The sequence below is a fragment of the Amycolatopsis japonica genome (assembly GCF_000732925.1).
In the GTDB taxonomy this organism is placed as follows: domain Bacteria; phylum Actinomycetota; class Actinomycetes; order Mycobacteriales; family Pseudonocardiaceae; genus Amycolatopsis; species Amycolatopsis japonica.
In genome coordinates, this window is record NZ_CP008953.1 from 3,050,478 (window position 1) to 3,074,037 (window position 23,560).

20 protein-coding genes are annotated in these 23,560 nt (G+C 69.5%); 9 read left to right on the top strand and 11 right to left on the bottom strand.

Annotated elements, in window-relative coordinates; genetic code table 11:
* The first annotated feature begins 10 nt into the window (after positions 1-10).
* Together AJAP_RS14460 and AJAP_RS14465 are read left to right on the top strand one after the other, a co-directional pair.
* Positions 11-1,702: a hypothetical protein gene (locus tag AJAP_RS14460; protein ID WP_038511676.1), complete on the top strand. Its 1,692-nt coding sequence runs from the start codon at positions 11-13 to the stop codon at positions 1,700-1,702.
* Positions 1,703-1,705: 3 nt separating this feature from the next.
* Positions 1,706-1,885: a hypothetical protein gene (locus AJAP_RS14465; protein ID WP_037348252.1), complete on the top strand. Its 180-nt coding sequence runs from the start codon at positions 1,706-1,708 to the stop codon at positions 1,883-1,885.
* Between the two features lie 925 nt (positions 1,886-2,810).
* On the opposite strand, the gene AJAP_RS14470 is transcribed toward AJAP_RS14465, so the two are convergent.
* Positions 2,811-4,043, bottom strand: a complete 1,233-nt coding sequence (locus AJAP_RS14470; RefSeq protein WP_038511679.1) for a glycosyltransferase family 4 protein — start codon at positions 4,041-4,043, stop codon at positions 2,811-2,813.
* A 133-nt stretch (positions 4,044-4,176) separates the two neighbouring features.
* On the opposite strand from AJAP_RS14470, the gene AJAP_RS14475 reads away from it, so the two are divergent.
* Positions 4,177-4,902: a class I SAM-dependent methyltransferase gene (locus tag AJAP_RS14475; RefSeq protein ID WP_038511682.1), complete on the top strand. Its 726-nt coding sequence runs from the start codon at positions 4,177-4,179 to the stop codon at positions 4,900-4,902.
* On the opposite strand, the gene AJAP_RS14480 is transcribed toward AJAP_RS14475, so the two are convergent.
* Complete coding sequence (locus AJAP_RS14480; protein ID WP_051972445.1) at positions 4,899-5,933, bottom strand: DUF3068 domain-containing protein; 1,035 nt, start codon at positions 5,931-5,933, stop codon at positions 4,899-4,901. The two genes, AJAP_RS14475 and AJAP_RS14480, sit on opposite strands and share 4 nt — an antisense overlap.
* 237 nt (positions 5,934-6,170) lie before the next feature.
* Between AJAP_RS14480 and AJAP_RS14485 the strand changes: the two genes are divergently transcribed.
* Positions 6,171-6,554: a hypothetical protein gene (locus AJAP_RS14485; protein WP_038511688.1), complete on the top strand. Its 384-nt coding sequence runs from the start codon at positions 6,171-6,173 to the stop codon at positions 6,552-6,554.
* Here AJAP_RS14485 and AJAP_RS14490 read toward each other — a convergent pair.
* On the bottom strand, positions 6,551-7,723 hold the full coding sequence (locus AJAP_RS14490) for a PucR family transcriptional regulator (protein WP_038511690.1): 1,173 nt from the start codon (positions 7,721-7,723) through the stop codon (positions 6,551-6,553). The genes AJAP_RS14485 and AJAP_RS14490 overlap by 4 nt on opposite strands.
* 60 nt (positions 7,724-7,783) lie before the next feature.
* Positions 7,784-8,221, bottom strand: coding sequence for a MarR family winged helix-turn-helix transcriptional regulator (locus AJAP_RS14495; RefSeq protein ID WP_038511693.1), 438 nt, complete (start codon positions 8,219-8,221; stop codon positions 7,784-7,786).
* Positions 8,222-8,259: 38 nt separating this feature from the next.
* Here AJAP_RS14495 and AJAP_RS14500 point away from each other — a divergent pair, with 38 nt between their 5' ends.
* Positions 8,260-8,781, top strand: a complete 522-nt coding sequence (locus tag AJAP_RS14500) for a hypothetical protein (RefSeq protein ID WP_038511695.1) — start codon at positions 8,260-8,262, stop codon at positions 8,779-8,781.
* Here AJAP_RS14500 and AJAP_RS14505 read toward each other — a convergent pair.
* From AJAP_RS14505 to AJAP_RS14520, 4 genes are all read right to left on the bottom strand, one after another.
* Complete coding sequence (locus AJAP_RS14505) at positions 8,771-9,541, bottom strand: SH3 domain-containing protein (protein WP_037348265.1); 771 nt, start codon at positions 9,539-9,541, stop codon at positions 8,771-8,773. The two genes, AJAP_RS14500 and AJAP_RS14505, sit on opposite strands and share 11 nt — an antisense overlap.
* Before the next feature lie 95 nt (positions 9,542-9,636).
* The gene (locus AJAP_RS14510) at positions 9,637-10,326 is read right to left on the bottom strand and encodes a sigma-70 family RNA polymerase sigma factor (protein ID WP_038511698.1); all 690 of its coding nucleotides are present in this window, start codon (positions 10,324-10,326) and stop codon (positions 9,637-9,639) included.
* A gap of 147 nt (positions 10,327-10,473) precedes the next feature.
* Complete coding sequence (locus tag AJAP_RS14515) at positions 10,474-10,968, bottom strand: hypothetical protein (protein ID WP_038511701.1); 495 nt, start codon at positions 10,966-10,968, stop codon at positions 10,474-10,476.
* 645 nt (positions 10,969-11,613) lie between these two features.
* Positions 11,614-12,483, bottom strand: a complete 870-nt coding sequence (locus AJAP_RS14520; protein ID WP_038511705.1) for an alpha/beta fold hydrolase — start codon at positions 12,481-12,483, stop codon at positions 11,614-11,616.
* Positions 12,484-12,600: 117 nt separating this feature from the next.
* Here AJAP_RS14520 and AJAP_RS14525 point away from each other — a divergent pair, with 117 nt between their 5' ends.
* Positions 12,601-15,684, top strand: a complete 3,084-nt coding sequence (locus AJAP_RS14525; RefSeq protein WP_038523020.1) for an AfsR/SARP family transcriptional regulator — start codon at positions 12,601-12,603, stop codon at positions 15,682-15,684.
* Between the two features lies 1 nt (position 15,685).
* Here AJAP_RS14525 and AJAP_RS14530 read toward each other — a convergent pair whose 3' ends face one another.
* Genes AJAP_RS14530 through AJAP_RS14540 form a run of 3 tightly spaced genes read right to left on the bottom strand, consistent with a single transcriptional unit; the run spans position 15,686 to position 20,131 of the window.
* Positions 15,686-15,976 (bottom strand): hypothetical protein, encoded by a 291-nt coding sequence (locus AJAP_RS14530; protein WP_038511708.1) that lies wholly within the window; start codon positions 15,974-15,976, stop codon positions 15,686-15,688.
* Positions 15,973-19,368 carry a TM0106 family RecB-like putative nuclease gene (locus AJAP_RS14535; protein ID WP_038511712.1) on the bottom strand — a complete coding sequence of 1,132 codons (3,396 nt, stop codon included), beginning with the start codon at positions 19,366-19,368 and terminating at the stop codon, positions 15,973-15,975. The genes AJAP_RS14530 and AJAP_RS14535 overlap by 4 nt, the downstream gene beginning before the upstream one ends.
* Positions 19,369-19,420: 52 nt before the next feature.
* Positions 19,421-20,131 (bottom strand): GntR family transcriptional regulator, encoded by a 711-nt coding sequence (locus AJAP_RS14540; protein WP_037348275.1) that lies wholly within the window; start codon positions 20,129-20,131, stop codon positions 19,421-19,423.
* Between the two features lie 121 nt (positions 20,132-20,252).
* Between AJAP_RS14540 and AJAP_RS14545 the strand changes: the two genes are divergently transcribed.
* The 3 genes from AJAP_RS14545 to AJAP_RS14555 all read left to right on the top strand — a co-directional run bounded on the left by AJAP_RS14545 (position 20,253) and on the right by AJAP_RS14555 (position 23,517).
* On the top strand, positions 20,253-21,167 hold the full coding sequence (locus tag AJAP_RS14545) for a glycoside hydrolase family 16 protein (RefSeq protein ID WP_038511715.1): 915 nt from the start codon (positions 20,253-20,255) through the stop codon (positions 21,165-21,167).
* A 9-nt stretch (positions 21,168-21,176) separates the two neighbouring features.
* The gene (locus AJAP_RS14550; RefSeq protein WP_038511718.1) at positions 21,177-22,040 is read left to right on the top strand and encodes a sigma-70 family RNA polymerase sigma factor; all 864 of its coding nucleotides are present in this window, start codon (positions 21,177-21,179) and stop codon (positions 22,038-22,040) included.
* Positions 22,041-22,164: 124 nt separating this feature from the next.
* Positions 22,165-23,517, top strand: a complete 1,353-nt coding sequence (locus AJAP_RS14555) for a deoxyguanosinetriphosphate triphosphohydrolase family protein (RefSeq protein ID WP_084098148.1) — start codon at positions 22,165-22,167, stop codon at positions 23,515-23,517.
* Positions 23,518-23,560 lie beyond the last annotated feature (43 nt).

Sequence of the window (23,560 nt, forward strand, 5' to 3'; positions counted from 1 at the left end):
GGAAGGGCACTTGGACGCACGGCGCGAACGTCTCGTCCTCGCCGCGGTGTCGGCGGGGCTGGCGCTGCTGGTGTTCCTGCCGGTGCTCGGACGGGGCTTCGTCCTGAGCTACGACATGGTGTTCGCCCAGCGTCAGTCGCTGATCCCGGACGCGCTCGGCCTCGGTTCCGCGCTGCCGCGATCGGTCCCCGCCGACGCCGTGATCGCGCTCGCGACCGCCCTCGTTCCCGGCGACATAGTCCAGAAAATCGTCTTGTTCCTGGCGCTCTTCGGGGCGGCATACGGCGCAGCGCGGCTGGTCCCGACGGAGCAACTCGGTACGCGCGTCGTCGCCGCCACCGGTTACGCGTGGACGGCCTATTTCGCGGAGCGGTTGTTCATCGGGCATTGGCCGCTCCTGCTCACCTACGCGTGCCTCCCGTGGATCGTGCGCACCGCGCTTTCCCTGCGCCGGAACGAACCGAGGGCGCTCGCGCGGCTGATCCTCGCCTGCGCCCCCGCGATGCTCACCCCACCCGGCGGAGTGCTGGCCGCGCTCACCGCGATCGCGCTGGCCGGGCCGCGGAAACTGGGCCACACCCTCGGTCTCGCCGTCGTGCTCAACCTGCCGTGGCTCGTGCCGACGTTCCTGCACGACGGCGGGACGCTGTCCGATCCCGCCGGGGTGGCCGCGTTCAGCGCCCGCGCGGAAAGCTGGGGCCCGGCCATCCTGAGCGTGCTCGGGCTCGGCGGGATCTGGAACGGCGACGTCGTCCCCGGCAGCCGGGGCGCGCCGATGGCGCCGGTGCTGATCCTCGTCACGGTCGCCGTGGCCTTGGCCGGGTTCCGCCCGCTGGCGCGGAAGTGGGGCACTCCGCCGGCGAGAGCGTTGCTGGCGCTGGGGGTTCTCGGTGTCGTGCTCGCCGCGCTGGCGACCTTGCCGTTCGGCGAGCCCGTGCTGTCCTGGGCGATGGGGCACGTGCCCGGCGCGGGACTGCTGCGGGACGCGCAGAAATGGGTGGCCTGGTGGGCACTTCCGGTCGCGCTCGGGTTCGCGCTCGCGGTCGAGGCCGCCGCCGCGCGTCTGCGGACCGGGGCGGCGCGTGGGGCGCTCGTCGTGGCCGCCGCGCTCTTTCCCTTGCTCACCATGCCCGATCTCGCGTGGGGCGGCTGGGGAAGGCTCGAAGCGGTGCGCTACCCGGACGACTGGACCGCCGTCCACCGGGTGCTCGCCGAAGACGACCGGCCCGGCGACGTCGTCGCACTGCCGCTGTCCACGTTCCGGAGTTTCGCCTGGAACGACCAGCGGACCCAGCTGGATCCGGCGCCACGCGCACTCCCCGAGACCGTGCTCGTCGACGACACACTGCGGGTCGGCGGCGAGGAGATCGCCGGCGAGGATTCCAGAATGGACCGTGTCCGTGCGGCGAAGTCGCCGGAAGACCTGTCGGCGGCCGGAATCGGCTGGATCCTCGTCGAACACGGGACGCCGGGGCGGGTCGATCCGCGGTTGCTGACCGGCGCGGAACCGGTGTGGTCCGGTGATTGGCTCACGCTTTACCGCACTCCCGGTGAGCCTGCCGTGACCGGGACGCGATCACCGGTTCCCGTGCTGCTGGCAAACGGAGTAGCGCTGGTGACGATCGCGGCCGCACTGTTGTGCCTCAAGTTACCGGTGCGTACATTGAGCCGACGCAGGAATTCCCTGTCGCGGAAGGAGTAGGTCTTGGGCACCCTCATCGGCGCGGCCGCCGCCGTCATCATCGGGCTCGCAACGGCCGCAGGGGGGAGTTACGCGCTGACGAACTCCGCCGATCCGGACGCCGCACCCCAGGTGCAGGCGAAGATCAAGGAGCAGTTCAACCCGAACTCGAGCCCCGAGCACGTCATTTACGGCAACCGCTGAGCCGGTGTCCGAGCTCGCTTCCGACCACGCCGGCCGGGTCGTCGGGCTCTACGGCGACCCCACCGTTTCCTGGAGCATCCTCCTGGAAGCGAGGCTGTCTTCGGCTCTGACGCCGGAAAAGGCGCGGATGCGGCTGGCGGTCGCGGTCGAGGAACGGCCGTGGCTGGGCGCCGCTCCGGACGTCGAAGCCGTTCGTGGTGAAGAACTTCCGGCGGTCCGCGATCGGTTCGCCGAGGCGGCGTACGAACGCGGCGCCCCGCTGCTCCGCGTCGCCGTCGGCACCGACGAACCGGTCGTGCTGATCGCCGCGCACCACGGCGCGCTCGACGGTCTCGGCCTGCTCGCCGTCCTCGGCCTGGCCCTCGACGTCCCGATTTCGTCCGCCGCCAAGGGGATCGGCGCCCGCACGGCGGACCGATCCTTTCTCGTGTCCGCCTTCCAGCGGCTCGCTGAAGCGCTTTTCGCGCCCCCGGCGAGAATCACCCCGGAACGGGCTGAAAGCGGCCCTGGGGACGTGTTCAGCGCCAGGATCCTCCCGCGCTCACGGTTCGGGTCCTCCGCGTTCGCCGCGGCCGCCGCGGACTTGACCGAGACGTGGAATGCCCGGCATGGCGAGGAAACCGCCCGCGTGGTGGCCGCGGTCGGCGCGTCGTGGCGGGGCGGCGCCGCCCCGGAACCCTTGCACGACAGCGCGTTCTTCCGGTTGCGGCTCGGCGGGAAACCCACGGTCGCCGAAGTCGGCGCGCTGCTGGCCACGCAGCCGCCGGAGCCCGATTTCCCCGCCCGCAGCAGCCGGATCGCCCGGCTGGGCACCCGGCTGCTGGCGGGCAGGCTCGGTTCGACCTATCTCGTTTCCAACCTCGGCGTCGTCTCGGCGGCGGACGCGGTCACCTCGATCGCGTTCTATCCCGCCGCCAGCGGCCGCTCAGGCGTGGCGTTCGGCGCGGTGACCGTCGGCGAGACGAGCACCGTCACCGTGCGCGCACGCCGCAAGGACTTCGACGACGCCGCCACGGCCGACCTGGCCGACGGGATCGTGGAAGCCCTGCGAGGTCAGGACCCTGGGATGGGGGATGGCCACCCCGGCCACGTCGCGCACGAGTGATTCGAAGCGGTTCACGCTGTGCTCCCAGTCGAAGAGGCCGGCCCACGTGACGCCGGCCCGGCCCATCTCGGTCCGCCGTACCCGGTCGGCGAGCAGCCCGTCGACCTGCGCGGTGAAATCGGCGAAGTCGTCGGCCAGCAGACCGGTCTTGCCCTCCACAATGGACTCGGCCACGCCGCCCGCCGCCCGGTAGGCCACCGACGGAACGCCGTGCGCGGCGGCCTCCATGATGACGATGCCCCAGCCCTCCTTGACCGACGGGCACAGGTGCAGCCAGGAGCGTTCCAGGATCTCGTGTTTCTCGTCCTCGTCCACCCACCCGTGCAGCCGCACCCGGTCTTCGACGCCCCTGTCACGGGCGTGCTTGCGCAGGACCTCCTCCCACGGACCCTGGCCCACGACCTCCAGCTTCAGCGTCGGCCAGCGCCGGGACAGTTCCGCGACGACGTCGATCGCGTGCTCGATCCGCTTGTGCGGCACCAGCCTGCTGACCGCGACCAGCGTCGGTTCGGTCTCCCGGACGGCCTTGCCGCGCGGGGGAGTGTCCAAACCGTTGGGTACCACGGTGATACGCGAGCCTTCGATGCCGAGGCCCGCCAGTTCGCCCTTGGTGATCTCGGAAACCGTGACGTAGCGGCAGTGGCGGAACAGCCACGGCGCCAGCCGTGACTCGATCCACCAGCCGATGCGGCCCAGTGTCTCGCCGAGCGCGCTGATCCACTGTTCCTTGTGGACGTGGTGCACCAGCACGAGGACCGGGCAGCCCGCGACGAGCCTGGCGAAGAACGGCATTCCGTTCTGCACGTCGACGACGAGGTCGGCGTGCGCCTTCCGGATCGCCCGGAGCGCGTGGAGGTAGACGCCGAACTTGTTGCCACGGCGGCGATAGCGGACGCCGTCGCGCCATTCCCCGGCGTTCGCTCCCGGGTATGCCGCGCACTGGATCTCCACCCGGTATCCGGCCTTGGCGAGCCCTTCGGCCATCCGCTCGACGTACCGCTCGGAGCCGCCGCCCTCCGGATGCCCGGTGTCGCGCCAGTTGACGAGCAGCACACGTGGCCTTTCCATCGTGGTTCTCCCAACCTGTTAGCGACAATGCTAGGTTACCGGTGCGTACACGGTAGATGAATCATTCTCGGAAAGCGATGGTTCGATGGTCGGTAATCGGTCGGTGACCCCAGCAACGATGCCTCATCGCGCCACCTTGCGCAGATCGGTCACGTTGTTCCGGGCTTTTCTCACCGAACAGACGGATCCGGACGGTTTCTACTCGGTGCTCGCCGAGGACTCGGTCCGGCAATTGGCGCAGCACACTCCGTTGAACGGCCGAACGATCGTCGACGTCGGCGGCGGTCCCGGCTATTTCTCCGACGCGTTCCGTGCCGCCGGAGCCACCTACCTGGGCATAGATCCCGACGTCGGAGAGCTGACGGCGCGAGGCGAGGCCGGGGAGAACATGGTGCGCGGCAGCGGGACGAAACTGCCCGTGCGCACCGCGTCCGTCGACGTCTGCTATTCGTCGAACGTCCTCGAACACGTTTCCGAACCCGAGGTCATGCTGGCCGAGATGTGCCGCGTGACCAAACCCGGCGGAACGATTTTCGCCTCGTTCACGCCGTGGTATTCGCCGTGGGGTGGGCACGAGACGGCACCCTGGCATTTCCTCGGTGGCCACTACGCCCGGCGGCGTTATGCCGAAAAGAACGGAAAGGAGCCGAAGAACAAATTCGGCGAGAGCCTTTTCGCCTTTTCGGCCGGCGCGGCCATCCGGTGGGGGAAGGCCGCGCCGCTCGCCGATCTCCAGGAGGTCTACCCGCGCTACCACCCCTCCTGGGCCCAGTGGATCGCGCATGTTCCGGGAGTCCGGGAGATCGCGTCGTGGAATCTGGTGATGGTGCTGCGCAAGCGTTAGTGGCGCGAGGGGGTGGGGCGGCGCTTCGCCAGCAGGAAGACCCCGAGGGCGAGGAACGCCGCGCCGGCGACGCCGAGCACGATCGGCCCGGTGCTCCCGATGAAGTCCAGCTTGCCCTTGTTCTCGTCGACCTGCTTGACCATCGCGTCGACGGTCGCGTCGGTGAACTCCAGCTTGCCGTCGAAGACCACCGTGGGGGTGGGGTTGGCGGCCGACCGCAGTTCCTGGTGCGACTGCTGTTCCTGCTTGACCTGGATACCCGTCACCGGCTCGATCCAGCTGGTGATCGTGCCCTGGTAGAACTGGCCGGCTTCGACGGAATCACCGGTGGCCCCGATGAGCGAGCCCGGCACCTTCTTCGTCGAGATCTTCGTGTCGGGGATCTCCTGGACGAACTTGTAGACCTCGACACCCTTGATCTCGTCGACGCCCTTGAACCGGGCCTGGACGGCGCGGCCGGTGTTGTCGTCGTAGACCTGGTAGTCCTTCTGCTCGGTGTCGAAGGGGAACTTGAAGTTCAGGCCGGGCTGCGGCTTGTACTCCTGGACCTCCTCGGGCTTTTCGTTCTCCTTCTCGGCCTTCTCCTTGAGTTTGGTGACGAAGCTGCTGTTGGCCGAGCACTTCGCCTCTTGGTCGCCGCCCGGCGGCACGTACCCTTCCGCGGTTCGGCGGTCGAAACAGACCTGGCGCTTGCTCGCGCTGACGACGGTCTGGTCGCTGGTGTCGACGACCGACACGGCCATCAGCCACACCGCGACGTCCGTGCCCTCTTGCATCTCCGGCGGCGCGAAATTCGCCACCACATGGGCGGTCGCCTTCAGTTTGGCGTCGTCACGGATCTCCGTGACGGTCTTGTCGCCCACCTTCTTCACCGCGAGCACCTTCGACGCGGTGCCTTCGAGGACCGACGTCGATTCCTGGTTCAGCGGCACCTTGGCGAGTTCGGGTTTCACGTAGGTCGGCAGCAACACAGCGCCGGCGACGGAGAACACCCCTAGGGCCAAGAAGATCAGGCTCAACGCTCGACGCAACGGTCCTCCTGGTGAGACCACGGAAACATCCACATTACCCATCGGTAATCAGTCGCCAGATACTGGCCCGCGCGCCGGTCGGCGTCAAAGGTGTGACCGACGGTCACAGGCACGCCGTGCGACCGGAAGGTGGTACCGGCGCCGCCATTCGGCGCAGTCAGCCAAACATGTTTGTTCCCCGGAACAACGTGATGGGGACCACCATCGGACGACTTCCGGTGCGTGGAAAGGAACTCTGTGCCGCAGGACCCGAACGATCGCCGCGCGCTGGACATCGGCGCGTACTCGGATTCCATCACCGACGTCGAGCTCCGCGACGCCGTCGCCGATGTCGCCGCGCTGCTTTCGTTGCACGGCAACGTGATTCGCGATCTCGACGCCAGGAGATCACGGTGGCGTCCCGGACGGCGGTCGCCGCATCCCGACATCGTCCTGTCCGCGGCCGGACGCCGTCCACAGTGGACGAGATCCGCGAATCCCGAAGTGACCCTGCCGGTCGCCACGACCTCGCGCGGCCGGACACTCGCGGTGCGGCTCACTGCGAGGCCCGGTCTCGGGCACACGCTGCTCGACCTCGCGAGGATCATCGACGCCGACATGGCGCCGGAAAGAACGGTCTAAGAGTCCGTCAGCCGGACCGCTTCGAGCGCGACGTAGAGTTCGCCGACATCGACCGGGTCGGACAGGTCGCGCCGCGTCAGCTCCTGCACCCGCCGCAGCCGGTAGCGGACCGTGTTCGGGTGGACTATCAGCCGGTCCGCGGCCTCCTTGGCCGAACCGTGCCCGGCGAACCACGCGATCAGCGTGTCGAGCAGGACCTGCCGTTCGGGCTTGGGCAGCACGAGCAGCCCGGTCAGCACCGAACGCAGCACGTCCCGCGACATCTCCGGCGCGCTCGCGACCAGCGTGGTGACCGGGGAGTCGCCGAACACGGCGACACCGGCGGCACCGGTGGCCAGCGAGCGGCGGGCGACCCGGGCCCGGTGGACGGCGTCCGGCACTTCGAGGAATCCGTTGAACGGCCTGCTCATCCCCGCCGCCAGCGGCAGGGTGCCCAGCAGGTCGCGCAGCCGCCGCACGTCCTCGACGCGGTCGATCACCACGAGCCCGACCTCGGCGCCCGGCCGCCAGGCCGACTTCCAGCGCCGTGCCCGCAGCAGTGCCTCGACGCCGGGCCGCTCCTCCGGCTCGACGGCCTCCGTCACGACGGCGACGAATGTGCCCGCAGCCGGGAGGTCGAGCTCCTTCGCGGCGTTCTCGAGCTCCGGCTGGGTGGCGAACCGGCCCTGCAGGAGACCGTCGAGCAGGGCGAGCTTCTCCTGGGAGAGTTCGGCGGCGACCTCGCTGTACGCGGTGGTCAGCGCGTCGGAGTAGAGGTCGATGGTCTTCCACACGTTGGAGTTGATCTCCACCGTGCGCGCCGGGTTGATGAAGCCCGGGCCCGCCAGTTCCAGCAGGCGCTCGTAGACGAAGATCCCGCCGATCCGGAACGCGCGGAGCACGGACGGTAGCGGGATACCCTGCCTGGCCTGGGCCAGCCCGGTCTTGCGGGCCGCGTCGAGCGGCAGGCCCCGCCCTTCGACGAGCGCCGTCAGCGCCCGCTCGAGATTCGCCCGGCAGACCTTGCGCAACTCGTCCGGCGCGGTGCTGTCCACCTGGTGGTAGAACTCGTCCTCGTCGCTGAGCAGCTGGGCGAGGCGGTCACTGAACTCGGGCAGCCGGGTGAGCATCGCCTGCATGAGCACACGCTGCTCCCGGGGTGCGGGAGTAGCGAGAGCTTCGGTGCCCATCCGTCAACTCTAACCCGATGGAGCGGCCGCTTTTTATCACGATGCGACGAAAGGGCGGTTTCACGGGCTGAGCGCGGTTGACAACCTGCGCAGGGTTTCGCGGGCTCGCCGCAGGTCGTCGAGGGTGACACCGCTGTCGTCGAGCACGTCCCCGCGCCGGGTTTCGCTCGCGTCCCAGAGCCGTTTCAGCAGTCGCTCGCCCTCGGGGGTGATGGCGTACAAGGGGGAGCGGCGATGGACGGGATTGGGCCGCGCGCACAGTTCGCCGGCTTCGGTGAGGTCGTCCACGACGCGCTGGACGGCTTGGCGGACCTGGCCGAGCCGTCGCGCGATGGCGGGGACGGCCAGCGGTTCTTCGGACACCGTGCTCAGCACGTGCCAGCGGGCGACGGTCGTGCCCTGCCCGGCGGCCTCCCGTTCGCTGATCCGGCGGCTCACTCCCGCCAGCTCGTAGACGTCGGCGATCAGCAACCGGTAGTCGTGGACGAGCTCGTTCATAGTTGACAGCATACTGTCAAAGTGCCCATTCTGGCCGCATGGACGTCGCCGAACAGATCGCCGCCGTGTTCACTGCCGCCGGACCACGCCCCGAACTCGCCGCACGGCTGAGCGTGTTCGAGCCGCTGATCGGCAGCTGGGACCTGGTGGTGCACAACCACGCCGAGGACGGGAGCGTCCGGACCGTCGACGGCGAATGGCATTTCGGCTGGGCGCTCGACGGCCGTGCGCTGGCCGACGTGTGGATCAGTCCCGCGCGGGCGAGCAGGACCGGCGGCGTGGACGGGGAGTGGGGGATGAGCCTGCGCTTCTACGACGAGAAGATCGACGCGTTCCGGTCGACCTGGCTCGGCCCCGGCAACGGCTGGGTGATCCCGTTCCGCGGCAAGCCGACGGAGGACGGTTTCGAGATCGAGGCGGACACCGACGGCGTCCGGCGCCGGTGGATCTTCTCCGAGCTGACCGCCACGAGCTTCTCCTGGCGGGCGGAGGAAACGCTGCCGGACGAGGACCCCTTCGTCCGGCAGCGTTTCGAGGCCACTCGCGCGCTCAGTGGTTGATCTTGAACCACGGCTGCGACCAGCCGAGATAGGTGTAGTTCCAGGCGTTCTTGATCTCCGAGATGGTGGTCTCGGTGAAGCTGCCGGGGCCGTGGATGTCGTTCGACAGGAACTTTCCGCCGCCGATCGAGATCATGGTGTGTCCCGTGCCGCCGTTGCTGAAGAACGCGAGCCCGCCCGCGGGGACCTGGGTGTCGCCGGGGTGCTTGTACGAACCCGGGATCTGGGTCCAGTGCACGTAGGCCGTTTCCGAACCGCTCGCGGTCCAGCCGTAGGCCCACGAGTTGATCCGGTCGCACCAGCGGTAGTAGTTCGGGTCGTTGTTCGTGTGCACGTGCGCCTTCGCCCACGCGACGGCTTCGGCGCAGGTCCTCGGGTTGCCGGTGCCCGCAGTGGAGCAGGACAGGGTGCTGCCGGCGCAGTCCGGGGCGACCCGGCCGTCCGAACCGGTGTAGACGTAGGCGTCGCTGATGTAGCCGCCCTTGGACGGCACGTAGTCCCAGATGTCGGTGGTGCCGTACTTCCCGGTCACCGTCGTACCGTTGGTCTGGCAGTCGATCGTGACGGCGGTGCCGCTCGCGACGGTGCCGACCGAACTCGCGCTCGTGCTCGGGCTCGACCGCACGGTCACCGCCACCCCGGAGTCGGTGTTCACCGTGCCCGTCGCCGCGAGCGCCTCGCCCGCGCCGCCGAGCATGATCGCCCCGGCCAGCGCGATGGTGCCCACGGCGCCTCTGGCGATCCTCGATCGGATCTTCATCTGTGTCCTCCAGTGGTTTCCCCGAATAGGGGGCCAGGATGGAGGAACGTCGTACAAGCGCCGTACAAGAAAACGATCGTCCTCAGTGGACTGTTCTATACCGGGACGAGCTCCGGTTCGGGGATTTGCCCGATGATCGGGACATCGCTCGCGTATCGGGCGTTCCGCTCGGTGAGCAGGACCCGGAGCCGGGCGAGCGCCCGGAACTGGGCCGCGCGGACCGCCCCCGCGCTCGGCAGGCCGAGCCGTTCCGCCGTCTCCTCGGCCGAAAGCCCGAACACGAACCGCAGCGCGAGCACCTGCCGGTGCGGCATCGGCAACCGCGCCAGCAGGACCCCGGCCTGCAACCGGTGCTCCAGCCGTTCGATCTCGTCCGGATCGCGGCGTGCCCATGCCGTCAGCCCGTCGCCGATCTCCGGCACGCAGGCGACCGGTTCGCGGGAGCGGCGCCGGTGCAGGTCGGCCACCTTGTGCCCGGCGATCCCGAGGACGAACGCGAGGAACCGGTCCGGGCGGTACCGGTAGCGGGGCAAGGCGATCAGCATCGCCTGCAACACCTCCTGCGCGCAGTCCTGCGCGTCGCAGGCCCCCGTACCGGCGGTCCCGAGCCTGCTCGCGCAGTAGCGGAACACGTGCGGGGAAAGGAAACGGGTCAGCTCCCGGAGCGCGTCCGGGTCACCGGCCACGGCCGCCCGGACCAATCTGCTGTCCGGGTTGGGCAGCCGTCCCGCCGTGTCGGCGGCACGGGAGTCCGCGGGTACCGTCGAGGGCGCTACCTCGTCCAAGTCTGCACTCCTGGTTCGGGGGAACTGGCCGCCAAGGTGCGCCCGTCATCGGGGGCCGGGACTTCGTGCGCGGTTGTCCAGCTTGCCGTTCCGTGCAGGGGATGTCCATACGACGGGCCGGAAGTCATCCGAACCGCGCAATGTCTACTATGGACTGTTATCTGGCGATACCTTGAGACAGGACAGCACCGGGGGATAGGCCGTCGTGTCGGTGCTGAGCAGATCCGCCGTCCAGACCACGCAGTGCGCGAGCACCCGGATCCGCTGATCGAGATCCGCGTTCTCGCAGGCTTGCCCGATCTGGTCGGCGCAGGTGTCCCGGTCGTCGCGGACACTGGCGGCGATGGCGCGGACGATCGCCGCCACTCCCGGCTCGAGGCGGTCGGGCCGGACCGTCATGCCCGCGTGATCACGCAGGCGCAGCGTGAACGGTTCGCCGATCCGCAGCGAACGGCGGCGATCCTTGGCCGCCAAGGAGAACGTGTCGACCAGTCGTCCGACGACGTCGTCGAGCGCCGGTCCTCGCCGGGTGGTGGAGGCGATGGACACCAGTGCGGTGGCGAGCCGGTCAGCTTCACCCGATCTGGTGAGCGATAGGAGATCGCGTGCGGCGGTGTGCGCGCGTTTGACGGTGGGTGTCATGTCGGGCCCCTCGTTCGGTGTGCCGCCTCCCGATACCCCTCAGGTCGCGGGCTAAACCTGAGGGGTTGTCGGATTGGCGCGAGCGGGGGCGCGGATTGCGCCGTTCGGCTCACTTCACGGACCGGGAGCGCAGGGCGCGGCGTGAGGGGAGGCGTGACTCGCGTGATCAGGGACGTGACTCGCGTGATTGGAGGCCGCACTCGGGTGTTCCGCGCCCGATCACGCGAGTCACGCCTTCGATCACGTGAGTGCGGTGCCACGGCCTCGTGAGTGGTAAGGACGGTTATTGAGGAGTAAGTCAAATGTTTCGTGGTCGCGGGCGGGTCGGTGGTGGGGTGCAGGCTCCCTTCGCTGCGTCTAATGCGGTGAAGGGAGCCTTCGCCCGGCCACTCGCCCGCGCCGGCCACCTCGCCACCGGCGCCCGTGTCGCGAAAGCCACTTTCGCGACGCCTGATGTCCCAAAAGTGGCTTTCGCGACACGTTCGACAGGCGGAAACCTGCGAAAGCCCCTTCCTGCCCAGGGAGAAGAAGGCCTCCACGGACCCGGCAGAGCGCGGTGACCCTCTACGCCACGTTTGCCTTACCCCTCAATAGAACAACCCAAAACCCTCGTGACCCCTCCGCCGCTCACTTGACCAGCGCCTTCTAACGCGTGAGCAGGTCTCGAAGCGCCTTCGCCACCTCCGCGGGCGACTCCTCGGCCATGAAGTGACCCGACGTGACCGTCCGGTGGTCCAGGTCCGTCGCCCACGCTTGCCAAAGCGCGACGGCGTCGTACCCGAGCACAGCGCCCCAGTCCTGCTGAAGCACGGTGAGCGGCATCGTGAGCCGGTTGCCGGCCGCGCGGTCCGCCTCGTCGTGCTCGACGTCGATGCCCGCCGACGCGCGGTAGTCGGCGACGATGGAGGGCACCGCGTTCCGTGACGCCTCCAGGTACGCGGCACGGACGTCGGCGGGGATCGCGTCGCCGTTCCGCGCCCACGCGTCGAGGAAGTGACCGAAGAACGCGTCCGGCGCGCCCGCGATCAGCTGTTCCGGCAGTCCGGGCGGCTGGGCCATCAGGTAGAGGTGGAAGCCGACCGCGGCGCCGGCGCCGTGCAGCACGTCCCACATGTCCAGTGTCGGCAGCACGTCGAGGATCGCGAGATGGCTCACCTTGTCCGCGTGGTCGAGCCCGGCCCGCAGGGCCACCAGCGCGCCCCGGTCGTGCCCGGCGAGGGCGAACCGATCGTGGCCGAAGGCCTTCGCGACGGCGACGACGTCGGCCGCCATCGACCGCTTCGAGTAGGTCTCGCCGGTGTCGGCGGGCTTGTCGCTTTCGCCGTATCCTCGCAGGTCAGGGCAGAGGACTGTGTGGTCGGCCGCCAGATCCGCCGCGACGTGCCGCCACATGAGGTGGGTCTGGGGGAAGCCGTGCAGCAGCACGATCGGGCTGCCCGTCCCGGCGACGGCGACGTCCAGTGCCACGCCGTCCGCGACGGGCACACGCTGGTAGTCGAATCCGGTGATGCGCATGGGTACCTTCCTGGTCGTTCCGTGACGACCGCCAGCGTTGCCGGCCCGAATCAGCACCCGGTCAGCGACGACCGAGCGGCCGGGGCACGATGATCACCGTCGGTGAAGGAGGTGACGATGCGGTTCGGGGTGCTCGGCCCGCTCGTGGCCGAGGACGCGCGCGGCGAGGTCGGGCTCAAGGGGCCGCGACACCGCGCGGTGCTGGCCAGGCTGCTGATCGCCCGCGGCCGGGTCGTGCCGGTCGAAAGACTGGTCGACGACCTGTGGGAACGACCGCCCGAGGGCGCGGTCGGCGCGGTGCAGACCTTCGTCGGTGCCCTGCGCCGCGCGCTGGAACCGGATCGCGCGCCCCGTGAGCCCGCGCGGCTGCTCGTCACGGTCGCCCGCGGCTACGCCCTGCGCGCCGATTCCGTCGACGCGTGGGACTTCGAGGCCGCCGTCGCCACGGCCCGTGAGCTCCTCGACGCCCGCCGGGCGGACGCGGCACTGTCTCAAGTAGACACCGCGCTCGCGCTGTGGCGCGGCCCCGCGTATGCCGAGTTCGCCGAGGAAGGCTGGGCGATCGGCGAGGTCTCCCGGCTGACCGAACTCCGGTTGCTGGCGGGCGAACTTCGTGCAGAGGCCCTGCTTGCGCTCGGGCGCGCCGCCGAAGTGGTCCCCGAGCTGGAACCACGGGTGCGCGAGTATCCCTTGCGGGAGAACGGTTCCCGGCTGCTGGCACTGGCGCTCTATCGCTCCGGACGGCAAGGGGACGCCCTGGCGGTGTTGCGCACCACGCGGGAACGGCTCGCCGACGAACTCGGCATCGATCCCGGCGCAGGCCTGCGGGACTTGGAAGCCGACATTCTGGCGCAAGCGGCCCGGCTCGAGCAGTCCGTGCCCGAGACCCCCGAGCGGCCGCTGATCGGGCGAGACGCGGAATTGGCGAGGCTCGAAGAAGCAGCGGCGGAGTCGCGACTGGTGCTCGTGTCGGGCGAGGCGGGGGTGGGGAAGACCGCGCTCGCCGAGGCGTTCTCCAGCCGTCTCGCCGCGCGCGGCTGGACCACGGCCTGGGGAAGCAACCCCGACGACGAGGGCGCGCCGCCCGCCTACGCCTGGAGCCGGATTTTCGCGACCCTCGCCGAGGCCGGGTACGGCGCGTCACCGGCCGCGGATCCGGCGACCGAGGATCCCCTGGCCGCGCGCTGGCGATGGCACCGGGCGGTCGCCGCCTACCTCTCCGGCGTGACACCGTTGCTGCTCGTCCTCGACGACCTGCACTGGGCGGGCGAGGAGACGTTGGCGCTGCTGACCTCGGTGCTGAGCGAGCCGGTGCTGATCGTCGCGACCTATCGCGGCACCGACCCGCCCGCGCGGTTGACCGACTTCCTCGGCCGGGCCGCACGCCACGAGCCGGCGCGGATCTATCTCGGCGGGCTGCCCGAGACCGAGATCGCCGCGCTGGTCAGCGCCACGACCGGGGAGGAGATCGAGCCGGAGACCGCCGCGGTGATCCATCGGCGCAGTGGCGGGAACGCCTTCTTCGTCCGCGAACTCGCCCGCCTGCTGGCCGCCGAAGGGCCTGCCGCCTTGGCCGCGGTGCCGCCCGGAGTCCGCGACGTCGTCCGGCACCGGGTGGACGCGTTGCCGGACGAGGTCCGCGGTGTGGTGCGGCGCGCGGCGGTGCTCGGTACGGACGTCGATCTGGACGTACTCGAGGCCCTGGTGGGGGAAACCGCGCTCGACGCGGTGGAAGTCGCGGCCAGGCAAGGGATCCTGACCGAGCGGGCGCCGAACCGGTTCCGGTTCGCGCACGCGCTCGTGCGGGACACGCTCTATCACGACCTCTCGCGTTCGCGACGGGCCCGCGAGCACGGTGGGATCGCCGAGGCGCTGGAACGACTTCGCCCGGACGACGTCGACGCGCTGGCGCACCATTTCCTGCTGTCGGAGGAGCATGGCGACCGGGCCGCACGCTACGCGCGGGCAGCCGCGGAACGAGCCGAAAGTCGTTTCGCGCCAACGGAAGCGGCTCGGCTCTGGGAAGCAGCGCTCACCGCGTACGACCGATCCGGCGGCTCCGACCCGGAAGAGCGGCTGGAGCTGATCATGGGCGTGGCCCGTGCGTCGGCCATCGCCGGCGGCCTCGGCCGGTCGCGGCGGCATCGGGCCGAAGCGCTGGAACTGGCGGAAAAGCTGGACGATCCGCTGCTGACCGCGCGGGTGATCGGCGCCTTCGACGTTCCCGCCATCTGGACCGAAAGCGACGACAGGGAGCTCGCGTCCCGGATCGCGGGCGCCGTCGAGCGGACTCTCGCCGCGCTACCGGAGGAACGGCGGGCCGAGCGGTGCCGTCTGCTGGCCACGCTCGCCGTCGAACTGCGCAACGCGGGCGGACGGCGGGCTCGCGAGGCGGCCAGGGAAGCCGAGACGCTCGCCCGAGAGCTCGAAGACCCGGCGCTGCTCTCGTTCGCGCTCAACGCCCGGTTCCTGCAGTCTTTCGACCGCGCGGGGCTCGCTCCCGAGCGGGCGGCGATCGGCGCCGAACTGGTCGACCTCGCCTCGCGGCACGGGCTGGTGACGTTCGAGGTGCTCGGACATCTCGTGCTCCTGCAGGCGAAGAGCGCGCTCGCGGATTTCGCCGCCGCGGACCGGCACGCCGTGTCGGCCGACGAACTCGGCGAGAAGTACGGCCTGCCGCTCGTGGGCGTGTTCACCCGGTGGTACCGCGCGATGCGGACCGCGATGACCGGCCCCGGCGGGGCGGCCGCCTATCGTGCCGCGGCGGCGGGGCTCGCCGGAACGGCCATGTCCGGAGTGGACAACGGAATCCTCGCGCTCGCCCTGTTCTGCGACCGGCTCCAGCGCGGCCTGCCACCACAAGCGCTGGAAGAGAGCTACGGCGCCTACGAAAGCTGGTGCCGCCCGGCACTCCCGATCCCGGACTCGCCCCGGGATCTGCTGTTCGAAGCCCGCACGTGTCTCCACGCCGTGGTCGCGATCGAACTCGGCGACCAGGCGGCGATGGAACGCCTGTACGCAGAGCTTCTGCCCGCCGAGGGCGAGATCGCCGGTGCCGGGAGCGGGATGCTCACCCTCCGCCCGGTCGCGTGGTATCTCGGTGACCTGGCCACAGCACTCGACCTGCCGGAAGCCGCCGCCGGGCACTACCGGAAGGCGCGGGCCATCGCGGTGAAAGCAGGATCACCGCATTGGGGTTAGCTCACTGCTCCCGCATCGCGCGGCGGATCTCGGCCAGCTTGTCCTTCGCGGCCTTGTCGCGGTCGGCGATCTTCTTGTCCAGCGAAGCGACGTCTTCCTTGCCGCCGAGGCCGGCGAGCTCGGTCGAGCCCAGCGAGGTCGTGTACCGCTGCTCGATCCGGTCCCGCACGTGATCGAACGAGGGCACGCCGCCCTCGCTGTAATCCGGCTCCGGGACCTCGACAGGGGCTGTCGGGGACTCGTCGACGATCTCGGCGTCGAGGATTTCCTTGTCCGGGTCCTTCTCGGTCATCGTCCACTCCGTCCTGCGTGCCACGGCACGGCTTCGGTCATCAACCCGAGCATGCCCGAAACCAGCCGCATCTGGTCGACCGTGCGGATGTCGGCCTCGACCAGTCGCGGCGAGCAGACCACGATCGCGAGCGCCTGCGCCCGCGAGAGCGCCACGTTGAGCCGGTTCCGGGAGAGCAGGAAGTCCAGGCCGCGCGGCAGATCGACCGCCGAGGACGAGGTCATCGTGGTGATCACCACCGGCGCCTCCTGGCCTTGGAACCGGTCCACCGTGCCGACCCGCACACCGGGATGCCCGGCCTCGTCCAGCGCGCGGGCGACGACCCTGGCCTGCAGGTTGTACGGCGCCACGACCAGGATGTCCTCGTCGCCGAGCGGCCGGGGTTCGCCGTGATCGGTCCAGGCGCGGCCGTGGAGTTCGGTGACGAGGGCGGTGACCGCCTCGGCCTCCTCGACCGACCGCGTCGTGTTGCCGTGGTGGTCGACCTCGGCGAGGTACAGGCCCGATTCGACGCCGTCGATCGCGCGCTCGGCGGCCGAAGGATGCGAGTGCAGGCGGCCCGCGTAGGACAGCCGTGACACCGGCGCGCAGACGGCCGGATGCATCCGCCGGGTCTCGTCGAGGAAGTACCCGAGTTCGGCCGGGATGATGTCCGCCTCGCCGATCAGGTGTCCGAGCGCGGACGCCTCGGCACCGGCGGGATGCGTGCCCTGCACGACCTGCGGCAACTGCTGCGGATCGCCCAGCAGCAGGAGATTCTTGGCGCACATCGACACCGCGAGCGCGTCGGCGAGGGCGAACTGGCCAGCCTCGTCGATGATCAGCAGGTCGAAGGGCTCTTCCCGGATCGCGGCGTTCGCGAACGTCCAGGCTGTCCCGCCGACCAGATGACCGGTGTCGTGCTCCTCGCGCCACTTCACCAGCGCGGGATTGGTCTTCGGCTGCTCCCACGGCGCGGCCGGATCCGGAGTGCGTTTGGCGCGTTTCGCGCACGGCAGGTCCGGCGCGTTCTTCAGCGCGGCGGACAGCACGTTCTCCACGGCCTTGTGACTGGTCGAGGTGACAGCGATCGTCTTGCCCGCGCGCACGAGTTTCGCGATCAGCCTGCCGGCCAGATAGGTCTTCCCCGCACCCGGCGGGCCTTGGACGGCGAGCGTGGAGCCATCGAGCGCCTCGACGGCCTCGATCACCGTGTTCACCAGGTCGGTCCCGGGTTCGGGCAGGGTCTTGTCGTCGCGAAGCCGGGGTGTCGTGCGCCGGAGCAGATCGACGCCGGGATGCGCGGGCAGCGTCGGCAGCCGGTCGACGACGAGGCGGGCGAGGTCCGCGACGGCGTCGTCCTTGGGGGAAGGGCGGACCGGGCTCCCGGGCAGCACCGCGACCGGCCGGTCGGCGGTGGTCTCGTCCGGCGGGCAGCCTTCTTCGAGGGTCAGTTCGACTGCGGTGGCCGAGACGACCTTGGCGTCGCGCGCGGCCGCGCCGTACCGCAGGCGGACGTCGTCGCCGGGGGCGAAGGGATGCGGGCGGTCCGGGTCGCAGCGGAGCACGAGCGAACGCTTCGCCTTGCGGACCCGGCCCGACGGTGGCACCCATTCCCCGGCCTCCAACGAGATCGGGACGGTGCAGGCGTTGTCGGTCTCCAGATCGCCGAGCGGGGCGGCCAGCTGGCGGAAGTACTCCCACCACGCCGGATTCGTCTCGCGGCGGTGATAGCCGACCGACGCGGCCAGCAGCGCGCGGGCGCGGTCCTCGCCGGTGAACTCGGCCGGATCGTCGGGCAGCCCGTCCAGCAGCGGATCGACCAGCGCGGCCAGCTGCGCCGCGCGTTCGGCGCGCTTCTGGGCGGCGACGTCCTCCTCGGTCTGGCGGAGCAGAGCGTCCACATCGGACTCTTCGGGCGGCTCGGCGAGCGCGATCCCTTCGTCCACGCGGATCTTGTGCAGGAACTCGAACAGCCGCAGGGTGGAGACGCAGTCGTATTCGTTGTAGTCGCTGATCCCGCGCAGCACCTCGTCCGCGTGCTCGGTCTCGCCGGAGGCGGTGAGCGTCAGGTACTCCTCGTAGGCCTCGATGCTCGACACCGCCGTCTTGACGTCGCCGTCGCGCGCCTCGGGCATGTAGAGCGGTTCGAGGTACTTGATCGAATACGACCGCTGCGAAACCCGGAGTGCCTTGCGCACCACGGAATACAGGTCGACCAGGCCGCCGCTGCGCAGCAGATGGTCGACGGCGTCCTCACGGGTTCCGTGCACGGCGGCGAGCCGTTTGATCGCGGTGACCTCGTACGGCGCGTAGTGGTAGACGTGCGAGCCGGGATGCTCGGCGAGCCGCGCGGTGGCGAAGTCGACGAACTCTTCGAAGGCCCGCTTCTCCTGCGACCGGTTGTGCGCCCAGAACGGGGTGAACTTCGTGCCGTCGTCGGCTGTCACGGCGCCGAAGAGGTATTCCAGTCCTTCGCCCGCCAGCGCGTACGGGTCGCCTTCCATGTCGAAGAAGACGTCACCGGGTGCGGGCGGCGGCAGTTCGGCCAGCGCGTCCGGATCGATGATCTCGTAGGCGATCTGCCCGGTTTCGTCCTGCCGGACCTGGATCGCGGCCTGGGCGCGTAGCGTGGTGAACGACGTCGTCGAGATGTCGCGCGGCCGGTCTTCCGGTGCGGCGGCCGCGAGCGCGTCGATGGTGCCGAGTCCGGCGGCGACGAGTTTGCGCCGCTGGTCGCCGCGCATCCCCGCGACCAGCGAAAGGTCACGGTCGGCCTCGCGGGCGCTCGCGCAGTGCGCGGCGTAGGAGCAGCCGCCGCACGCGGGCCGCTCGTCGGCCCAGAGCTGGACCGGCAGGGTCGGCGGCCGGTTTCGCAGCCTGGCGCGGAGCCGGTCCACCAGCGGGAGGAAGTCGTCGACGCGGAACGAGCGCGTGCTGTGATCGCCGAGCAGCAGGTGCATCCGCGGACCGGCGGGCCAGCCCGCCCGGCGCAGGGCGTCGGCGTACGCGGTCAGCTGGACGACCGCGGCGGGCTTCGCGTGCCTGGCCAGCTTCGTGTCGTAGACCTCGTAGCGGCCTTCGTCGTCTCGCATCAGGAAGTCGGCCCGGCCGGAGAACTCGCCGTCGTGGAAGACCGCCTGGTAGATCACCGGAGCACCGGCCCGAAGCGCTTCCTCGGTGGCTTTCGCGGCGACGACCGGGTCTCGTTCGTCGATCTCGACGACGGCGCTCCGCTCGCCGCGCAGCTTGTCCAGCGTCGCGGCCTCGTGCGCGCGGCCGTGCGTGACCGCGAGCTGATCCGGCCCGGAACCCGGCCGCGGCGCGCCCGGCAGGCCGGCGGCCAGCGCCTGGTTGAGGAGGCTGCGGTGCTCGCATTCGAGCAGGTCGGCGAGATCGGACGGGGTGTACATCGCCCGGGAGTCTTACATGGACTCCGGCCGCGGCCGTCCCGGCGCGCCGGAGTCAGCCCGAGGTGTGGTCGAACGTCAGGTGTGAGGTGATCCGGTAGCGGTCGCCGCGGTAGATCGAGCGGGTGTACTCGATCACGCGGCCGCCGTCGTCGCGGGTGGTGCGTTCGAACAGCAGCGCGGGGGAGTGCTGTGGGACGCCGAGCAGGCCGGATTCGTCGGGGTCGGTGACGGTCGGCTCGATGATCTGCACGGCCGTCGCGGGCACGACCTCGTATCGCGTGCGGAGCAGTTCGTAGAACGAGCCGGATTCGAAACCCGCGGCCGTGATGTCGGGCACGAGATCACGCGGGACCAGGATCCGCTCGATCGCCATCGGTGCTTCTTCGACGACGCGGACGCGGGTGACGGCCACCAGTGTGTGGCCGGGGGAGACCTCGAGCCGTTTCCCGAGCCGGGCACCGGCGGGTGTGGTGGCGAAGTCGATCACGCGGCTGGTCCAGTGGCCCTCGGCGGGCGGCGCGAACTGCTCGCCGCCGGTGGCGGGCAGGAGGTCCTGGGAGATCTTGCGCGGCGCGGTGAACGTGCCGCGGCCGTGCTCGCGGACCACGAGCCCGTCGCGTTCCAATTCGTCGATCGCGGCCCGCAAGGTGGGGCGCGAGACGCCGATTTCGGTGCTCAGCGCGCGTTCGGAGGGCAGGACCTCACCCGGCTGCCGCCGCTCGATGAGCTGGCGTAGCCGATCCTTGACCTCTGTTCGCCGCATGACCACAGCCTACCCAGTGGTCACGGAGAATTGGCTGGTGGACAAGTTGTCTAGACCTATTGACTTTACCACTTCACCGGGCGACGGTGGAAAGAAACTGACCAGTGGTAAAGGAGACGAGATGTCGACCTCAGGGAAGTTCCGCGCCGCCGCCGTCGCGGCCTTGTCGGTCACCGCACTGGCTCTGGCGCCGGGCGCCGCTTCGGGAGCGGCCGCTTGCGGCGCGCTGTTCGACGACTTCCACTACGGCTCGCACACCGACGGTCTCCTTGCCGAGCACGGCTGGCAGGTGCGTTCCGGTGCGGGCGGCCCTGGTGTCGGCGGCGCGCGCTGGGCGCCCGAGGGCATCACGTTCCCGACGTCGGACGGGGACAAGGTGCTGCAACTCGCCTCCACCACCGACGGCACGCCCGCGGGGACGACGCAGACCGAGATCATGCAGCCCGATCGCCGCTTCTTCGAAGGGACCTACGCGGCGCGGATCCGTTTCTCCGACGCGCCGGCGTCCGGCCCCGACGGCGACCGGATCAACCAGACGTTCTTCACGATCAGCCCGCTCCGCTACGACAACGACCCGATCTACAGCGAGCTGGACTTCTCGGAGTACCTGCCCAACGGCGGATGGGGCGAGGCGGGGCCGGTGAACTTCCAGACCAGCTGGCACACCTACACGCCGGACCCTTGGTACGCCGAGAACAAGAGCGACAGCCAGCGCCGCAGCATCGACGGATGGCGCTCCGTCGTCGCGACGGTGTCCGACGGCCATGTGCGGTACTACATCGACGGTGCCCTGGTGGCCGATCACGACCGCGGCGGGCCGTTCGACGTGTACCCGCGGCAGAACATGTCGCTCAACGTGAACCAGTGGTTCATCGATCTCACGCAGCACAGCGGCGGGACGAGCACCTACCTCGAACAGGTGGACTGGGTCTACTACGCGAAGAACGAGGTGCTGACGCCGCAGGCCGCTGTCGACCGGGCCGCGTCGTACCGGTCTTCGGGCGTGCGGTTCACCGACGATCTCGGTGGCTGTTAGATGTGAACGGTGGATCGGCTGACGGAACGCTTCGAGGAACACCGGACCAGGCTGCGGGCGGTGGCCTACCGGATGCTGGGTTCGGCCAGTGAGGCCGAAGACGCCGTCCAGGACACGTGGCTGCGGCTGAACCGCGTCGACGCGGCGGAGATCGAGAACCTCGGCGGCTGGCTGACCACGGTGGTGGCACGGGTGTGCCTGAACGTGTTGCGCTCGCGCGACCACCGGCGGGAGGAATCGCTCGACGCCGCGTTCTCGGAGCCCGCCGACTCCGCGGTCGATCCCGCCGCCGACGCGGAGCTCGCCGACTCGGTGGGGCTGGCGATGCTGGTGGTCCTGGACACGCTGGCCCCCGCCGAACGGCTCGCGTTCGTCCTGCACGACATGTTCGCGGTCCCGTTCGACGAGATCGCCCCGCTGATCGACCGCACCCCGGCCGCCGCGAGGCAACTCGCGAGCCGAGCCCGGCGCCGGGTCCAAGGCCGCCCCATCGCCGCGGAACCGGACCTCGCGCGACGACGCCAGGTCGTCGACGCCTACCTGACCGCTGCCCGCGGCGGAGACTTCGCCGCGCTCCTCGAACTCCTGCACCCCGACGTCGTCCTCCGCGCGGACAAGGCTGCAGGCCCCTCGCGCGAGCCGATCTTCCTGCGCGGCGCCAACGTGGTGGCTCGCGGCGCGGCGGCCGCTTCGGTGCGGGCGGCGGTCACTCAGCTCGCGCTGGTGAACGGTGGCGTCGGGCTCGTGATGGCCGACGAAGGACGACCTTCGGTGGTGCTCGCGTTCGCTTTCGTGGACGGGAAGATCAGCGAGATCGACGTCATCGCGGACCGGGAACGGGTGCGGGGCCTGGATTTGGTGATGGTGGACTGATCGGGGTTGCGGTTCGGTCGCGAACGAATACCGATGGCCCGGGTTTTCGCTTGAGCCGTTAACGGTGTTGTGGTGTCGGCCGCCTTCTTTTCGAAGCTCTTTGAGGTACGACGAGGAGGCGACCATGTCGGAGGGGACGTTCGGTGAGGCCCGGCGCCACACAGTGGAAAAGCGGCGGACATATCGCGACGCATATCAGCGAGATCGGGACCGAGTGCTGTACTCGTCCGCGTTCCGGAGGCTGGCCGGAGTGGCGCAGGTCGCCGCGGTCAACGAGCAGCTGGTGCTGCACAACCGGCTCACGCACAGTCTGAAGGTCGCCCAGATGGGGCGAAGACTTGTGCAGCACCTGCGCTATAGATCGCGGGACGTGGGTTTTCCGAAGGGGGCGGATCTGAATGAGGATGTCGTCGAGACGGCAGGACTCGTGCACGACATCGGCCATCCACCGTTCGGGCACATCGCCGAGGAGGTCCTCGATCAGCGCCTCAGGCAGGTCGCAGGCCTGGAAGGTTTCGAAGGTAACGCCCAGTCCTTCCGTGTGGTGACGAAACTCGCCCGACGGAAGGAGGAACACATGGGACTCAACCTGACCCGGGCGACGCTGAACGCGGTCCTCAAGTATCCGCGTCTCAAACCACGCGATTCGGCCAAGCCCACGACTTCGTGGACCAATCGTGGCTTTGGTGAGAAATGGGGCGCGTATCAGACCGAATGGAAGGACTTCGCGTGGGTGAGGGATTCCAGTCGTGGTGAGTTGAGGTCCGCGAACGCGATCCTCATGGACTGGGCCGACGACATCAGCTATGCGACCCATGACCTCGAGGACTACTTCCGGGCAGGGCTGATCCCCTTGCACAATCTCGCGATCGACAAGAAGCGCATCCTCAAGCATGGCTGCCGCCGGCTGAAGGAGGACGTCGGCTTCAACGAATACCGCTTTCGGGAGCAGATCGACGTGATCGTCGACGAGTTCGGCGAAAACCTCAAGTCGCAGTGCTGGGACACCCGTGAGAACCGAGTTCAGATGAACATGATCACCAGCAAGCATCTCACCAGTCTCGTGAAGGCTGTCCGGCTCATCGACCGACCACCCTTTGTGGAGGTCGACCAAGACAGCCAGTATCGGGTCGCCGCGCTGAAGGAGCTCACGTGGTTCTACGTGATCGACAGGCCTCCGTTGGCCATTCAGCAGGAAGGCCAGAAAAGGATAATCGGTTCGCTCTTCGATCGATTGTTCACCTGTCTGGTCAAATCGCCGAACAGTCCGAAGATCCCCATCCACCTTCGTGTGATCTACCGTGACATCAAGCGTGACGACGAGGCGAAGGGGACCTTCAAGGGCAATAAGGAGGCTCGGTGTGCCAGGGCTGTCACCGACTACATCTGTCTGCTCACCGAGGCGCAGGCCGTCGATCTCGGGAAGCGGCTGGAGGGCCGGTCGCAGAGTTCGATGTTCGGAACCTGGTTCAACTGAACGAGCGCATGCCGAAGGGCCCGTCGCCAAGTTGGTCGGCGGG

What these genes read in the sequence shown, in the direction of transcription:
- AJAP_RS14475 (WP_038511682.1), top strand. Translation starts at nt 4,177, where the DNA reads ATGCCTCATCGCGCCACCTTGCGCAGATCGGTCACGTTGTTCCGGGCT.
- AJAP_RS14490 (WP_038511690.1), bottom strand. Translation starts at nt 7,723, where the DNA reads ATGGGCACCGAAGCTCTCGCTACTCCCGCACCCCGGGAGCAGCGTGTG.
- AJAP_RS14495 (WP_038511693.1), bottom strand. Translation starts at nt 8,221, where the DNA reads ATGAACGAGCTCGTCCACGACTACCGGTTGCTGATCGCCGACGTCTAC.
- AJAP_RS14500 (WP_038511695.1), top strand. Translation starts at nt 8,260, where the DNA reads ATGGACGTCGCCGAACAGATCGCCGCCGTGTTCACTGCCGCCGGACCA.
- AJAP_RS14505 (WP_037348265.1), bottom strand. Translation starts at nt 9,541, where the DNA reads ATGAAGATCCGATCGAGGATCGCCAGAGGCGCCGTGGGCACCATCGCG.
- AJAP_RS14515 (WP_038511701.1), bottom strand. Translation starts at nt 10,968, where the DNA reads ATGACACCCACCGTCAAACGCGCGCACACCGCCGCACGCGATCTCCTA.
- AJAP_RS14520 (WP_038511705.1), bottom strand. Translation starts at nt 12,483, where the DNA reads ATGCGCATCACCGGATTCGACTACCAGCGTGTGCCCGTCGCGGACGGC.
- AJAP_RS14525 (WP_038523020.1), top strand. Translation starts at nt 12,601, where the DNA reads ATGCGGTTCGGGGTGCTCGGCCCGCTCGTGGCCGAGGACGCGCGCGGC.
- AJAP_RS14530 (WP_038511708.1), bottom strand. Translation starts at nt 15,976, where the DNA reads ATGACCGAGAAGGACCCGGACAAGGAAATCCTCGACGCCGAGATCGTC.
- AJAP_RS14535 (WP_038511712.1), bottom strand. Translation starts at nt 19,368, where the DNA reads ATGTACACCCCGTCCGATCTCGCCGACCTGCTCGAATGCGAGCACCGC.
- AJAP_RS14540 (WP_037348275.1), bottom strand. Translation starts at nt 20,131, where the DNA reads ATGCGGCGAACAGAGGTCAAGGATCGGCTACGCCAGCTCATCGAGCGG.
- AJAP_RS14545 (WP_038511715.1), top strand. Translation starts at nt 20,253, where the DNA reads ATGTCGACCTCAGGGAAGTTCCGCGCCGCCGCCGTCGCGGCCTTGTCG.
- AJAP_RS14555 (WP_084098148.1), top strand. Translation starts at nt 22,165, where the DNA reads ATGTCGGAGGGGACGTTCGGTGAGGCCCGGCGCCACACAGTGGAAAAG.